Origin of the sequence: Trebonia sp. (genome assembly GCF_030042015.1) — a bacterium.
In the GTDB taxonomy this organism is placed as follows: domain Bacteria; phylum Actinomycetota; class Actinomycetes; order Streptosporangiales; family Streptosporangiaceae; genus Trebonia.
In genome coordinates this window covers 1-14273 of the sequence record NZ_JASIAL010000407.1, presented here as the reverse complement: position 1 = coordinate 14273, position 14273 = coordinate 1, and the positions used below count along the sequence as shown (strand labels likewise).

The 14273-nt window shown below is 70.9% G+C and carries 14 protein-coding genes; 9 read left to right on the top strand and 5 right to left on the bottom strand.

The window, feature by feature from the left end:
• The 5 genes from Q1N79_RS21990 to Q1N79_RS21970 all read left to right on the top strand — a co-directional run.
• The coding region (locus Q1N79_RS21990; RefSeq protein ID WP_300611898.1) for an SGNH/GDSL hydrolase family protein at positions 1-852 on the top strand (852 nt) is incomplete at its 5' end.
• Between the two features lie 115 nt (positions 853-967).
• Positions 968-1489 (top strand): MFS transporter, encoded by a 522-nt coding sequence (locus tag Q1N79_RS21985; protein WP_300611895.1) that lies wholly within the window; start codon positions 968-970, stop codon positions 1487-1489.
• A complete protein-coding gene (locus tag Q1N79_RS21980; protein WP_367185129.1) occupies positions 1375-2175 on the top strand; it encodes an MFS transporter in 801 nt (266 codons plus the stop codon). Before Q1N79_RS21985 ends, Q1N79_RS21980 begins: the two co-directional genes overlap by 115 nt.
• Before the next feature lie 100 nt (positions 2176-2275).
• Positions 2276-3505, top strand: coding sequence for a trypsin-like peptidase domain-containing protein (locus tag Q1N79_RS21975; RefSeq protein ID WP_300611892.1), 1230 nt, complete (start codon positions 2276-2278; stop codon positions 3503-3505).
• 61 nt (positions 3506-3566) lie between these two features.
• A complete protein-coding gene (locus Q1N79_RS21970) occupies positions 3567-4487 on the top strand; it encodes an MOSC N-terminal beta barrel domain-containing protein (RefSeq protein WP_300611890.1) in 921 nt (306 codons plus the stop codon).
• A gap of 214 nt (positions 4488-4701) precedes the next feature.
• Here Q1N79_RS21970 and Q1N79_RS21965 read toward each other — a convergent pair whose 3' ends face one another.
• Positions 4702-6348: an isovaleryl-CoA dehydrogenase gene (locus Q1N79_RS21965; RefSeq protein ID WP_300611887.1), complete on the bottom strand. Its 1647-nt coding sequence runs from the start codon at positions 6346-6348 to the stop codon at positions 4702-4704.
• A gap of 95 nt (positions 6349-6443) precedes the next feature.
• On the opposite strand from Q1N79_RS21965, the gene Q1N79_RS21960 reads away from it, so the two are divergent.
• The 4 genes from Q1N79_RS21960 (at position 6444) to Q1N79_RS21945 (ending at position 11477) form a co-directional block, all read left to right on the top strand.
• Positions 6444-7283: a PHP domain-containing protein gene (locus Q1N79_RS21960; protein ID WP_300611884.1), complete on the top strand. Its 840-nt coding sequence runs from the start codon at positions 6444-6446 to the stop codon at positions 7281-7283.
• 181 nt (positions 7284-7464) lie between these two features.
• The gene (nhaA, locus tag Q1N79_RS21955) at positions 7465-9453 is read left to right on the top strand and encodes a Na+/H+ antiporter NhaA (RefSeq protein WP_300611882.1); all 1989 of its coding nucleotides are present in this window, start codon (positions 7465-7467) and stop codon (positions 9451-9453) included.
• A gap of 65 nt (positions 9454-9518) precedes the next feature.
• Entirely contained in the window at positions 9519-10835 is a 1317-nt protein-coding gene (locus Q1N79_RS21950; protein WP_300611880.1) for an amidohydrolase, read from the top strand.
• 246 nt (positions 10836-11081) lie between these two features.
• The gene (locus tag Q1N79_RS21945; RefSeq protein WP_300611878.1) at positions 11082-11477 is read left to right on the top strand and encodes a CHAP domain-containing protein; all 396 of its coding nucleotides are present in this window, start codon (positions 11082-11084) and stop codon (positions 11475-11477) included.
• Positions 11478-11493: 16 nt separating this feature from the next.
• Here Q1N79_RS21945 and Q1N79_RS21940 read toward each other — a convergent pair whose 3' ends face one another.
• From Q1N79_RS21940 to Q1N79_RS21925, 4 genes are all read right to left on the bottom strand, one after another.
• A complete protein-coding gene (locus Q1N79_RS21940; RefSeq protein ID WP_300611875.1) occupies positions 11494-12138 on the bottom strand; it encodes a DJ-1/PfpI family protein in 645 nt (214 codons plus the stop codon).
• Positions 12113-13108, bottom strand: coding sequence for a DJ-1/PfpI family protein (locus Q1N79_RS21935; RefSeq protein WP_300611872.1), 996 nt, complete (start codon positions 13106-13108; stop codon positions 12113-12115). Before Q1N79_RS21935 ends, Q1N79_RS21940 begins: the two co-directional genes overlap by 26 nt.
• A gap of 161 nt (positions 13109-13269) precedes the next feature.
• Positions 13270-13881 (bottom strand): G/U mismatch-specific DNA glycosylase, encoded by a 612-nt coding sequence (gene mug / locus Q1N79_RS21930; RefSeq protein ID WP_300611869.1) that lies wholly within the window; start codon positions 13879-13881, stop codon positions 13270-13272.
• Positions 13878-14273 (bottom strand): GNAT family N-acetyltransferase (locus Q1N79_RS21925; RefSeq protein ID WP_300611866.1); only part of this gene is annotated, 396 nt, incomplete at its 5' end. The genes mug and Q1N79_RS21925, both read right to left, overlap by 4 nt.

Below are 14273 nucleotides of genomic sequence, written 5' to 3'. Positions count from 1 at the left end.
TCCCGGGCAGGTAAAGCCATGACACGGATCGTGACTCTCGGCGACTCGATCACCATCGGCATGGGCGATCCCATGCCCGACGGGGCCTGGCGCGGCTGGACGCGGCTCCTGGCCGCGGGCCTGCCCGAACCGGAACTGCACAACCTCGCGGTGCTCGGGGCGCAGGCCAAGCACGTCGAACGCGACCAGCTTCCCGCCGCGCTCGAGCTCCGGCCCGACATCGCCAGCGTCGTCGTCGGCATCAACGACACACTGCGGGCCGGCTTCAATCCCGAGCGGACGGGGCAGTGCGCCGCCAGGACGGTCGCCGCGCTGCGGGCGTCCGGCGCGACCGTGCTGACCATGCGGCTGCCGGACCCCGGCCGGATGTTCGGGCTGCCCGGCGGGCTGGCCAAGCCGCTGTCGCGGCGGATGCAGGCCGTCAACGCCGAACTCGACAAGGTGGCCGCCCGGTACGGCACGCTGCACTGGGACGCCACGCACGACCCGGAGACCTACGACAGGCGCAACTGGTCGGTGGACCGGCTGCACCCCAACGAGCGCGGGCACCGCCTGATCGCCTGCCGGTTCTGGGACTCACTCGCCGCGGCCGGGCACGACCTGGCCGCCAAGCCCGATCCCGAGCCGTCCAACCCGGGTCCGTCCCGCCGCGACGATTTCATCTGGATGGCCACCAAGGGCACCAAGTGGGTGCTGCGCCGCTCGGTCGACCTCATCCCCTACATGCTGTTCATGGCCGTGCGCGACTGGCTGGCCGGGCCCAGGGAATGGGTGACCGGCGCGGAAGGCGAATGGCTGCCCGCGCTGCCCGCGGTGGGCGACACCGCCGCCGCCGAGCCCGTGGCGGAGTAAGGAACGCTGGGGAGACGGCCCGTTCCGTTCTGGATAAAAATCCGCCTTTTTACCGGGTTTTGTATGCGACGCGATGCGTGCAATGTCTGGATTTAACACATACGCTTTCATCGCGATGAATACAGGGACGGGGAACCGTAGTCTGGTTCCGCCGTTGCTGCGGGACCGGGTGTTCCGGCGGTACTGGGGAGCGTCGACGGTATCGATGTTCGGCGACCAGGTGTCCTCGGTCGCGGTCCCGCTCACCGCCGTCATCGTGCTGCGCGCCGGGCCCGCGGCGATGGGGTACCTGACCGCGCTGCTGTGGCTGCCCAGCCTGCTGTTCGGGCTGCACGCCGGGGCCTGGGTGGACCGGCGGGGCAGGCGACGGCACATGATGATCCTCGCCGACGTGGGCCGCGCCGCGGCGCTCGCGACCATCCCCGTCTGCAACGCGCTGCACGCGCTGACGCTGCTGCAGGTGTACGCGGTGACGTTCGTGGTCGGCACGCTGTGTTCACCGTGTGCGACGGGACGCTGTTCGTGTCGATCGTGCCGTCCGGGCGGTACGTGGACGGGCAGGCGCTCATCTACGGCAGCCGGTCGCTGTCGCTCATCGGCGGGCCGTCCGTCGGCGGCCTGCTCGTCCAGGTGCTGACCGCGCCGTTCGCCATCGTCGTCGACGCCCTGTCCTTCCTCGGCTCGGCCTGCCAGCTCGCCGCGATCAGGCCGGCCGAGCCGCCGTCCTCCGACGGCACGGAAGGGGTCACCGTGGGCCTGCGGTGGGTGCTGAAGTCGCCCATCGTCCGCGCGACCCTCACCGGCACCGCGGTCATCAACTTCTTCAGCTGGATGTTCAACGCGCTGTTCATGCTCTACGCGGTGAACAGGCTGCGCGTCCATCCCGGGGAGCTCGGCCTGGTCATCGGGGCGGGCGCGTTCGGCGCGTTCGTCGGCACGCTGCTCAGCAGGCACCTGGAGGAGCGGCTTGGCATCGGGCTGGTGTTCGTCACGGGCTGCCTGGTCTTCACCGCCCCGCTCGCCCTGGTCCCGCTCGCCTCCCCCGCGCACCACCTCGTCGTGCTCGCGATGCTGTTCGCCGCGCTGTTCATGAGCGGCTTCGGCGTGATGGCGCTCGACGTCACCGGCGGCGCGATCTTCGCGTCGGTGATACCGGACGCCGTCCGGTCCCGGGTTTCCTGGGCGTTCCAGGCGATCAACTACGGCACCCGGCCGGCGCGCTGCTTCTGCTGCCGTCGCCGCCGCCCCGGTTCCGCAGGCCGGCCTGAAACGGGACATACCGGAAGGCTGAAGATTGTCAGGAAACCTTCAGGGAACTGGTAGCACCGGCTGACAGTCCCTTCGGAGTTCGCCAAGGTTGGTAGCCGATTCTCAAGGAGTAACAAGCCGAGAAGCAGCAACAGGACTCGGGGTGACAGGACCAATGAGTGAGCCATTCGCACAGTACCCGTACGGGGCGTACCACGTACCAGAGCCGCCACGCCGGCGGCGCGGCAGGCACGCGCTCGGGCTGACCGTGACGGCGATCGTCGCCCTGGCCGCCGGCGCCGGAGCAGGCGTCGCCCTGTCCCACGGGAGCTCGCCGTCCGGGAGCACGACCGCGGCATCGGGCGCGACATCGGGGACATCAGGCGGGACATCCGGCGGGACTTCGAAGACGGCGCTGACCCAGGCGCAGATCGCCAGCCGCGTGGATCCCTCGCTCGTTGACGTCACGTCGACCCTCAGCTACGACGACGCCACGGCCATGGGCACCGGCATCGTCGTGACGTCCAACGGCGAGGTGCTGACCAACAACCACGTGATCAACGGGGCCACGTCGATCAAGGTCACCGACATCGGCAACGGCAGGACCTACACCGCCACCGTGGTCGGTTACGACGAGAGCCAGGACATCGCGGTGCTGCAGCTGTCCGGCGCGTCCGGGCTGACGACCGCGAACTTCGGCAACTCGTCCACGGTGCGGGTCGGCGAGGCGGTCGTCGGGATCGGCAACGCGGGCGGCGTCGGCGGCACCCCGTCCGAGGTGGCCGGCTCGGTGACCGCGCTCGACCAGTCCATCACCGCCTCCGACGAGAGCTCGGGCACGTCCGAGCAGCTGACCGGGCTCATCGAGTCCAACGCCGACATCCAGGCCGGCGACTCGGGCGGCCCGCTGGTCAACTCCTACGGCCAGATCATCGGCGTCGACACGGCGGCCTCGACCGGCTTCGAGTTCGGCAACGGGTTCGGCGGCAACAACTACTTCGGCGGCAACGGGTCGTCCGGCTCCGGCCAGGAAAGCGAGACCCAGGGCTACTCGATCCCGATCGACACCGCGCTGTCCATCGCGCAGGAGATCGAGGCCGACCAGGCCTCGTCGACCGTGCACATCGGCGCGACCGCCTTCCTCGGCCTGGAGATCTCCAGCGAGGAGTACTCGGGCGGCGTGGCGATCGAGGCGACCGTCCCTGGCACGCCCGCGGCCGAGGCCGGGATAACCGCGGGTGACGTGGTCACGTCGATCGCCGGGCAGTCGGTGAGCACCGGCAGCGACATCTCGCAGATCCTCATCGGCTACCACCCGGGTAACAAGATCAGCATCTCCTGGACCAACGAGTTCGGCCAGTCGCAGTCCGCGACCGTGACGCTGGCCACCGGCCCGGCCGCCTGACCGGCCGCTCGCGCCAACCACACGGCGCGGCGGGCGTGAGTCGCCCGCCGCGCCGTGTGTCATGATCGTGGCATGGGTCAGCGAGGTCCCGACTGGAACACCCGGCGACCTGTGGAAGGCGCGGATGGGCACTTTGGCATCGGTTCACATCTACCCGCTGAAGGGGTGCCGCGCGGTTGACCTCGGCGCCGCGGCGGTCGAGCCGTGGGGGCTGGCGGGCGACCGGCGCTGGCTGCTCGTCGACGCGGACTACCGGTTCATCTCCCAGCGAGAGCACGCCTTGATGGCGCGCGTCGTGGTCACGTACGGCCCTGGCGCCGGCATCGCCGTGGCAGCGGACGGTCATCCGCCGCTCTGGGTGCCGGCGCCCGCCGGGGAGCAGGCGCCGGATCCGGAGCTGCTCAAGGTCACCGTGTGGGGGTCCACCCTGCTGGCCGCCGCCGCCGGGGCCGAGGCGGACGCGTGGTTCTCCGCCTACCTGGGCGAGCCGGCCCGGCTGGTCTACCTGGACGACCCGACGCGGCGCGCGGTGGACCCGGAGTTCGGCGCGGACGGCGACGTCGTGAGCTTCGCCGACGGGTACCCGCTGCTGCTCACGAACACCGGCTCGCTGCGCCAGCTCGGCGAGTGGCTCGCCGCCGCGGGCGAGCAGCCGGTGCCGATGAACCGGTTCCGCCCCAACGTCGTGGTGACCGGTTTCGAGCCGTGGGCCGAGGACCGCTGGCGCCGCGTCCGGATCGGACCGGTGTCGTTCCGCGTCGCCAAGCCATGCGGCCGCTGCGTCGTGACCACGACCGACCAGGTCACCGGCGCGCGCGGCACGCAGCCGCTGAAGATCCTCGGGCGCAAGCGCCGGTTCGGCCAGAGCCTGGTCTTCGGGCAGAACATCATCCCCGACTCCCCCGGAGTCATCCGGGTCGGCGACCCGGTGGAGATCACCGAGTACGCGCCGTACCCTGACGCCATCCCAAGCGCCACGTAGCCCGATACGCGGCGCCGATACGCGGCAGCGAAACGCCGGGCGGTTTCCCTGGCGTCACTGGAGTCCCGCAAGTGCCACTTTGGACACTTTGTGCATGGACAAATCGGGCATTCCGGGCGGCAAAAGGTCATGGAGTGTGCAAAGTCGCGCGCCAGTGGCTCTCCTGAGGGGTCGCGGCAGTGGCGCGGTGGCGAGAGCCAAGGCGGGGCGATATTTAAGAGGCGGGAGTGGCGCGGGCGATGATCTCACTGGTCCGGAGACCAGCCGGGAGCGTGCCGTAGGCGTGGCCGCGATCGCCGGCCAGCCGGGTGGCGGCGAAGGCGTCCGCGACGGCCGGGTGGCCGTGCCGGACAAGCAGCGCGGCCTGCAGGGTCACGGCCATGGTCTCGGCAAGGCGGCGGGCGCCGGCCTCGGTGGGGTCGGCGGCCTCCTTGCGCAGCCGGGCAATCGCCTCATCCAGGCGGCGGTCGGCGCCCGTGGCCAGCTCGAGCTCGGCGAAGAAGGCCTCGGCGGACTCGGGCTGGCGGGTTAGCGCGCGCAGCCCGTCCAGCGCGGCGACGTTGCCCGAGCCCTCCCAGATCGAGCCGAGCGGCGCCTCGCGGTAGAGCCGGGGCATCCCGGACTCCTCGACGTAGCCGTTGCCGCCCAGGCACTCCAGCGCCTCGGCGGCATGGGCCGGAGCCTGCTTGCACACCCAGTACTTGGTCACGGCGAGGGCCAGCCGGCGGAAGGCGGCCTCGTCCTGGTCGCCGCGGGCGGCGCGGTCGGTCGCGGCGGCCAGCCGGAGCGCGACCGCGGTCGCCGCCTCGGACTCGACCGCCAGGTCCGCGAGCACGTTCGCCAGCAGCGGCTGGTCGATGAGCGTCTTCCCGAACGCCGCGCGGTGCGCGGCATGGTGCGCCGCGTGGATCACGCCGGCGCGCATGCCGGTCGCGGCGGCGAGCACGCAGTCGAGCCGGGTCGAGTTGACCATCTCGAGGATGACGCGCACGCCGTGGCCCTCCTCCCCCACCAGCCAGGCGAGCGCGTCTTCGTACTCGACCTCGGCGGAGGCGTTCGAGCGGTTGCCGAGCTTGTCCTTCAGGCGCATCAGGCGCATGCCGTTGCGGTCGCCGTCGGGGGTCACTCGGGGCAGCAGGAAACAGGACAGGCCGCCGGGCGCCTGCGCGAGGACCATGAACAGGTCGCCCATCGGCGCGGAGGTGAACCACTTGTGGCCGGTGATGCGGTAGGTGCCGTCACCGGCCGGCACCGCCGTCGTGGTGTTCGCGCGCACGTCGGAACCGCCCTGCTTCTCGGTCATCGACATGCCCGCGAGCAGGCCCTTCTTGGCCAGCGGCGGGCGGAGCCCGAAATCGTAGTGCGTCGCGGCGAGCAACGGCTCGAACTGGCCGGCCAGCTCGGGGGCGTGGCGCAGCGCGGGCACGATCGCGTAGGTCATGGAGACCGGGCAGAGGTGGCCGGCTTCGGCCTGCCCCCAGACGTAGAAGCCGGCCGCGCGGGCCACGTGGGCGCCTGGACGCCGCTCCCGCCACGGCGTGGCGTGCAGGCTGTGGTGGATCGCCGTCCGCATGAGGTCGTGCCAGGCAGGATGGAACTCCACCTCGTCGAGGCGGTGGCCGTAGCGGTCGTGGGTGCGCAGCTTCGGCGGGTTGTCGTTGGCGAGCCGCCCGTTGTCCTGGGCCAGCTGGCTGCCGGCCAGGCGGCCGAGCCGGCGCAGCTCTGGCTCGGCCCAGGCCGCGCCCTCGCGGCGCAGCGCCTCAAGCAGGGCGGGGTCGTCGGACGCGTCGTAGTCCGCCAGCGGCGGCGGCTGGTTGGTGACCTGGTGGGTGGACATCGCGGTGTGCCTCGTTTCAGCCATGTCTCGTGATTGTCCGTCAGGCGGCTAACGTGGCGCCAGGCCGGCCCGGCGCGCTGGCGTAGCGTGTCGTTCGGCCGGGAAGGGATCTGGTCACCGTGCTGCCAGCGGATGGGCATGTGCACAGCCAATGGTCGTGGGACGCGGTCAACGGCTCCATGGAGCGGACGTGCGCGCAGGCAGTGGCCATGGGGCTGCCCGCGGTGGCGTTCACCGAGCACGCGGACTACACACCGTGGATCGTGGTGACCGCTGACCTGGAAGCCGATCCCGACCTCGCGGCCTTCACCAGCCCGGCTGGGGTGCTCGTCCCGCCGGCATTGGACCTGAACGGGTATCTGGAGTGCCTCGGGCGGTGCCGTGAGCGGTTCTCTGACTTGCGCATCATCAGCGGGGTTGAGCTGGGGGAACCGCACTGGCACAGCGCCGCCGCCGCACGGCTGCTCCGGGCCGGGGAGTTCGACAGGGTGCTGGGCTCGCAGCACTGCCTTCCGCTCGGCGCGGGATTCGCGGAGCCGCCGAGCTTGTACCGGCACGGTCCGGCAGACCAGGTCGTCCGCGATTATCTCGCGGAGGTCGTCCGCCTCATTGAGGGCTGCGATGCCTTCGCCGTGCTCGCTCATATCGACTATCCGCTTCGCTACTGGCCAGCGCTGGCCACTCCCTTCGACCCGAGCGAGTTCGAGGAAGAATTCAGGCACGCGCTGCGCGTGCTGGCCGGGACGGGCAAGGCGCTGGAAATCAACACGGAAGGGCCGATGCACCCGGAGATCGTGCGCTGGTGGCGGGAGGAAGGCGGGCAGGCGGTGACGTTCGGAAGCGACGCCCATGAGCCAGGCAGGATCGGTTACCGGTTCGGCGAGGCTTCGGCCTTGGCGGAGGCCAGCGGCCTCCGGCCGGGGCGTCATCCGTGGGATTACTGGCGACGCCCACAGTGAGATCGTCGCGTACCGTCCTGGCCCCACCACGACCCACGATCCCGGTCCGTCCGCATTGATCGGCTGTCGGCCGGGTTCACCCGCCGTCGGCAGGGACATGACGCGCGGACAGGCCGAGGAGCTCACAGCCCTGGGTGTTGCCCAGATGAGGCCGGGCCGTCGCGCGGGAGACAATTGAGGCATGACCGAGTCGCAGGCCGACCCGCGGCTGGCAGCCGGGGCGCCGCAGCCGGATGGCCAGCGGTCCGCCCGGCAAGACAGCGCGGCCGGCGTCCGGAACGATGGCCGGCGCGCCGCCCGGCAGGGGGGCAGCACGGCGTGGACGTCGCGGCACCGGACGCCGCTGCGGAAGTTCCTGTTCACGGAGACGGGCAGCGCCGCCATCCTGGCCGCGGCGACCCTGGCCGCCCTGATCTGGGCGAACGTCAGCGCTGCCAGCTACCAGCGGTTCTGGTACACCAAGCTGGCCATCGACGTCGGCGGGCACGGCATATCCATGGACCTGCGGGTGTTCGTGAACTCCGGCTTGATGACGCTGTTCTTCCTCGTCGTCGGGCTCGAGGCGCGCCGCGAATGGGACATGGGCGAGCTGCGGATCCGCAGCCGGCTGACGCTGCCGCTGCTCGCCGGGCTTGGCGGCATGGCGGTGCCGATCGCGATCTTCCTCGCGTTCAACGCGGGGCGGCCGAGCGCGCACGGCTGGGGCACCGCGATGTCCACCGACACCGCGTTCGCCCTCGGCGCGCTCGCGCTGGCCGGGGGCAGCCGCCTGCCCGACCGGGTCCGCACCTACCTGCTGACGTTCTCGGTCGTTGACGACCTTGCCGGGATCGCGGTCATCGCGATCTTCTACAGCAGCGACGTGAAACTAGTGCCGCTGGTGATCGGCGCCGCCCTGCTCGCGGTCATCGCCTACATCAGGCACCGCGGCAGCCGTAGCGGTCCGCTCTACCTGCTGATCGGGCTGGCGGCCTGGGTGGCGTTCTTCAAGTCAGGCATCGACCCGATCGTCACCGGGCTCGTCATCGGCCTGCTCACCTACGCCTACCCGGCGGCACGGCAAGACCTGGAACAGGCCACCGACGCGTTCCGGCTGTTCCGCGAGCAGCCCACGGCACGGCTCGCGCAGCAGGCACGGGAGGTGGTCCGGACCGCGATCTCGCCCAACGACCGGCTGCAGGACTTTTACCACCGGTGGACAAGCTACGTGATCGTCCCGCTGTTCGCGCTGGCCAACGCCGGCATCGTGATCAGCGGCTCGTTCCTGGCGCAGGCGTACGCGTCCCCGGCCACGCTCGGGATCATGATCGGTTACCTGGCGGGCAAGCCGATCGGCACGGCGGGCACCGCCTGGCTGGTCAGCAAGGTCACCAAGGGGCGGGTCTCCCCGCCCATCGGCTGGGGCGCGTGCGCTGGCGTGGGCGCGGTCGCCGGCATCGGGTTCACGGTCTCGCTGCTGATCGCCTCGCTCGCGTTCACCGGCACCGAACTCGCGGAGGCCAAGCTCGGCATCCTCTCCGCCGCGGTCTGCGCGACGGCCCTGTCCTGGGCGATCTTCCGCGTGATCGGCCTGCTGCCGGCGCGGACCAGGCTGCGGGCGCTGCTCGGCACGGCCACGACGGTCACCGACCTGGTCGCGCCCGTCGACCCGGAGCGGGACCACATCCGCGGGCCCAAGGAGGACGCGCTCGTCACGCTGGTCGAATACGGCGACTTCGAGTGCCCGTACTGCGGGCAGGCGGAGCCGGTCGTCCGGGAGCTGATCAAGGAGTACGGGGAACTGCGCTTCGTCTTCCGCCACCTGCCGCTCACCGACGTGCACCCGCACGCGCAGCTCGCCGCGGAGGCGGCCGAGGCCGCCGACCGGCAGGGCAAGTTCTGGGACATGCACGACACGCTCATGGACCACCAGGGCGCGCTGGAGACGCGCGAGCTGATCAGGTACGCGGCCGACCTGGGGCTCGATACCTCCCAATTCGCCGCCGACCTGCGCAAGCACGTCGGCGCGGCCCGGATCGCCGAAGACGTCGACTCCGCCGACCTCGCCACCGTCTCGGGCACCCCCACGTTCTTCGTCAACGGCATGCGGCACTACGGCGCCTACGACCTCGCCACGCTGAAGGAAGCGGTGCGGACCGCCAAGGGCCGGGCGGTGATCGGCGCTCGGTGACCCGCGGGGTATCCGGCTGCTGCCTAAGATTGGGACGGCAAACTTCACAAGGAAAGGGCGGTGGCGTGGCCAGCAGCAGCGTCGCGATCACGGGCGGGCATGTCGTCCCCATCGAGGGCGATCCGATCGAGGGCGGAACAGTCCTGCTGGTAGACGGCAAGATCGCGGCTGTGGCCGGACCCGAGTTCAAGCCGCCGCCAGGCACGGACGCCGTCGACGCGACGGGCAAGTGGGTGCTGCCCGGCTTCATCGACGCGCACGCCCATCTCGGCGTGTACGAGGAGGGCGAAGGCTGGGCGGGCACCGACACCAACGAGCTGACCGGCCCGGTGCAGGCCCAGGTCAGGGCCCTTGACGCGATCAACCCGGCGGAGGAGGGCTTCCGCGACGCGATCAGCGGCGGCGTGCTCGCGGTGAACATCAACCCCGGATCCGGCAACCCGATCGGCGGCCAGACGGTCGCGGTCCGCTGCTGGGGCCGCACCGTGGACGACATGGTGCTGCGCGAGCCCGCCGGCCTGAAGTCGGCGCTCGGCGAGAACCCCAAGCGCGTCTACGGCGATAAGAAGGAAACCCCGTCCACCAGGCTGGGCACGGCGGCCGTCATCAGGTCCGCGTTCGTGGAGGCCAGCAACTATCTGGCCAGGCAAGAGGCGGCGAAGGAAAAAGACAACCAGTCTTCCGAACGATCCCCGGTGACTGAGCGGGACCTGAAACTCGAGGCACTTGGCCGCGTGCTGCGCCGGGAGATTCCCTGGCGGCAGCACTGCCACCGCGCCGACGACATCGCGACCGCGATGCGGCTGGCGGCGGAGTTCGGCTACGACCTGGTGATCGACCACGGCACCGAGGCGTACCTGCTCGCGGACAAGATCGCCGCGGCCGGGATCCCCGTCGTGATCGGCCCGCTGCTCACCTCCCGGTCCAAGGTCGAGCTGCGGAACCGGTCGCTGGCCAACCCGGGGCGGCTGGCGGCGGCCGGCGTCACGATCGCGCTCACCACCGACCACCCGGTGGTGCCCGTGCACTTCCTGATCCACCAGGCCACGCTGGCGGTCAAGGAGGGCCTGGATCCGGTGACCGCGCTGCGGTCGGTGACGATCAACCCGGCGCGGATCATCGGCGTCGCGGACCGGCTCGGGTCGCTGTCCGTCGGCAAGGACGCGGACCTTGTCATCTGGTCCGGGGACCCGCTTGACGTGATGTCGCGGGCGGAAGCGGCCTACATCGGCGGGCGGGAGATTTACCGGTACGACTACGCGGCGCGGTCGGGTGTGTTCGCGGCTCCGTTACCGGGGTCGCGGCGCTTGGGGAACGGGCGCACCGGCCCGCTTACCAGGGAAAGCCGCCGGTCAGCCCCGGATTGGCGGCTGCCACGCTAATTGCCTATAGAAAAGCGTCTTTGCGTCAACCATCGATCGTTAGCGCGCGTCCTCTGGGGAAAAGCCGAGAGGCGGGGAGGGCATGTGAGGAGCGGGACGCACCGGTCACGCTGGCTGAAAGCCGCGCTATTCGCGCTGGCCCTTGGGGCGGCGCAGTTGTGCCAGTCGGGTCTACTCGCCGCTCCCGCCCTTGCCGCTTCCCCGCCGGCTGGGTTCGGAGAGGGTGCAGGGTTCTGCGCCAGCGCCGTGCCCGGCGGCCATGACCTGGGTGCCAGCTTCGGTGACGGCTATGCATGCGGGCCGGCGAACGACTCGGGAAAACGCCATGACGTGCCGGCCAGCGGCCCGTACCAGGGCTTCTTCGAAGCCGCGCCGAGGAGCTACCAGTGCACCGAACTCGCCGACCGGGTGCTGTTCGACATCTGGGGAAAGACGCCGGTCTACGGGGCGGGCCTTGACGGCAGGAACTTCGCGAGCACCGTGCACACCCGCTATCCCTCCGTCCCCCTGATCCCCAACGGCACGAAGGGCCAGCCCTACCTGCCCGGCGACATCGTCTCGTTTACCGGCAACTCGAAGGAGCCTGACGGGCACGTCGCGGTCGTGAAGGCATCGACGGAGAATGCCAGCGGCGGGAAGTAAGCCGAGCTAGCCCTGCCTATCCCGCGCCGTTGCGATCGAAGCGGCTTGCGGCGGTCAGCGCGGCGACCGCCCCCGGGGGGGCGCTCGCCGGGGAGCCGGCGCGGTACGGCGGCTTGGGGTCGTACTCGATCGCGAGCTGGATCTGCTGGGCTACCTCGTCGCCGGCGATCGTTCCGCACAGGGCCAGCGCCATGTCTATGCCCGCGGAGACGCCGGCCGACGTGACGTACTTGCCGTCGAAGACGTAGCGCTCGCTGCGCGGGCTGGCGCCCAGGCGGGCCAGTTCGTCCATGGCCAGCCAGTACGTGGCCGCCGCGCGGCCCGCCAGGAGGCCGGCGCTGGCCAGGATCAGCGAGCCGGTGCAGACCGAAGTCGTCCACGTGCTCGTCTGGTCGGCCTGGATGAGCCAGTCGGTGAGCGGGCTCGGGGCCATCTGATCGGCCTGGCCGGGCCCGCCTGGGACGAGGATGATGTCCGGATGGGGGACGTCGGCGTAGCTGGCCTGCGCGCGCAGGGCGAGGGAGCCTGACTCGTCGCAGATAAGCCCTGTTCGTTCGGAAGAAAAAATGACTTTGGCGCCTGGCCAGTGGGTGAAGACCTGATAAGGGCCTACGGCGTCAAGGGAAGCGAAACGGTCAAAGAGCGCGATGACGATCTGCACGGAACTCCTCCTGGGGTGGGGCCTTCGGGCGGAAGCGGCGACGGTACTCGGCCGGGCTGACGCCGAGCGAGCGGACGAAGGCGCGGCGCATCGCCTCGGGGGTGCCGTAGCCACAGGCGCGGGCGGTCTCCTCGACGCCTTCCTCGCTGTCTTCGAGGTGGCGGCGGGCCGCCTCGAACCTGGACCGGTCGACGTAGCGGCCGGGCGGCACGCCGACCTCGGCGGCGAAGGCGCGGGCGAAGTGGCGGGGCGACAGGCTGGCCCGCTGGGCGAGGGCTTCGACGGACAGGTCGGCGGCGGGGTGTTCGGCGATCCAGTGCTGGACCTCGCGCAGCGGCGCGCGGTTGGCGACCTGGGCAGACAGCTGGGCGCTGAACTGGGCCTGGCTGCCCGGGCGCCGCAGGAAGACGACGAGCGCGCGGGCGACGGCGAGCGCGGTGTCGCGGCCCAGGTCGTCCTCCACCAGCGCGAGCGCGAGGTCCACTCCGGCCGTGACGCCGGCCGAGGTGGCGAGGTCTGCGGTCTTGATGAAGATCGGGTCGGGGTCGACGGTGACGCGCGGGTACTGCCGCGCCAGTTCGTCGCAGTACTGCCAGTGCGTGGTCACCGTGCGGCCGTCGAGCAGCCCCGCCGCGGCGAGCAGGAACGCGCCGGTGCAGACGCTCGCTAGCCGTTTCGAGTTTTGGGCGTGAGTTTTGAGCGAGCGGACCAGGTCAGCGTCGCGTTGCCTGGCACCTGGCCCGCCGGGGACGAGGAGCAGGTCAAGGTGTTGCCCGGCGATGTCATGGAGGTCGGCGTCCGGGGTCAGCTTCAGGTTGCTCGACGTGGTGATGGCGCGGCCGCGCAGGCTCGCCGTGATGATCCGGTACGCGCCCGGGTGGACGGCGTTCGCGTGGTCGAACACCTCGAGCGGCCCGGTCACGTCGAGGCTCTGCACGCCGTCGAACAGCGCGATCAGCACGGTGGGCATGGATCCCAGTGTGGCCGGATGTGTGTCATGGCAGCAATGACAAATAACCCACTTTTCCTGTCATAGGGATCGGCTCGGTGCGTGCTGGCCTTGACCCCCGCAGGCAACCGCAGTCCCGCGAGTACCACCGTTCCCGCATCGACCGGACCGGCCGCCGCCGGCTAGACAACGGGAAAGATCCTCGGGCTCCCAGCTCCGAAAAGCCTTCCCGATAACCGCCCTGCCCTACTGCGGCTGTGGACTCGGTCGTTGAGCTCGGCGAAGGCGGCCGAGAGGGCGGGAAGGGTGTAGTGAGCGTTGAGGCCGCTGGGGTTAGGGAGGATCCACAGGCCCGCGGGCCCGAGCCGCTCGTCCTGCGGGCCGATGGCGGCGCGCGGCCGGCCGAACGCCGTGCGGTACGCGGTCACGCCGGCAATCGCGATGAAGCGCGGGCGGTGGCGCTCGGCGAGCGCGCCCAGGCTGGCGGCGCCGGCGCGGAGTTCGGCGTCGGTGAGTTCGGCGGCCTGGGCGGTGGCCCGGGGCGCGATGTTGGTGATGCCGAGGCCGTAGCCGGGGAGTTCGTCCTGCTCGCGCGGTTCGAGCCGGCGCGGGGTGAAGCCGGACACGTGCAAGGCGGACCAGAACCGGTTGCCCGGCCGGGCGAAGTGCCAGCCCGTGGCCGCGGAGTACAGGCCCGGGTTGATCCCGCAGAACAGGACGTGCAGCGGTTCGCCGACCGCGGGCAGTATGTCCGGGAGCGTGCGGTCCCGCGCGGCCATCAGGTCCAGCCTCATGAGTCGTATTGTCGCTTCTGACCTCGGCGAGCCTGCGGCGAGTGCCCAGAATGCGCCTGGTAGAGCTCGCGCGGGTCGCGGCGGACCTCCATGTAGCGGCCGGGGTCGGGCAGCGGCGTGAAGCCGCAGTCGGCGTACACCTGGTGCGCGTCAAAGGTGGCGAGCATGAACCGGCGGATGCCGGTCAGGTGCGGGTGGGCGCGCAGCGTCTCGATCATCCAGTGTCCCAGGCCCCTCCCCCGGTGGCCGGGGAGCACGAAGACGTCACAGACCCACGCGAACGTCGCCCTGTCAGTGACCGCGCGGGTGAAGCCCACCTGGGTCCCGCCGTGGTAGAGGCCGAGGTTCAGCGAGTTCGCGACGGAGCGCTGCACCACGTCGCGGGGTACCCC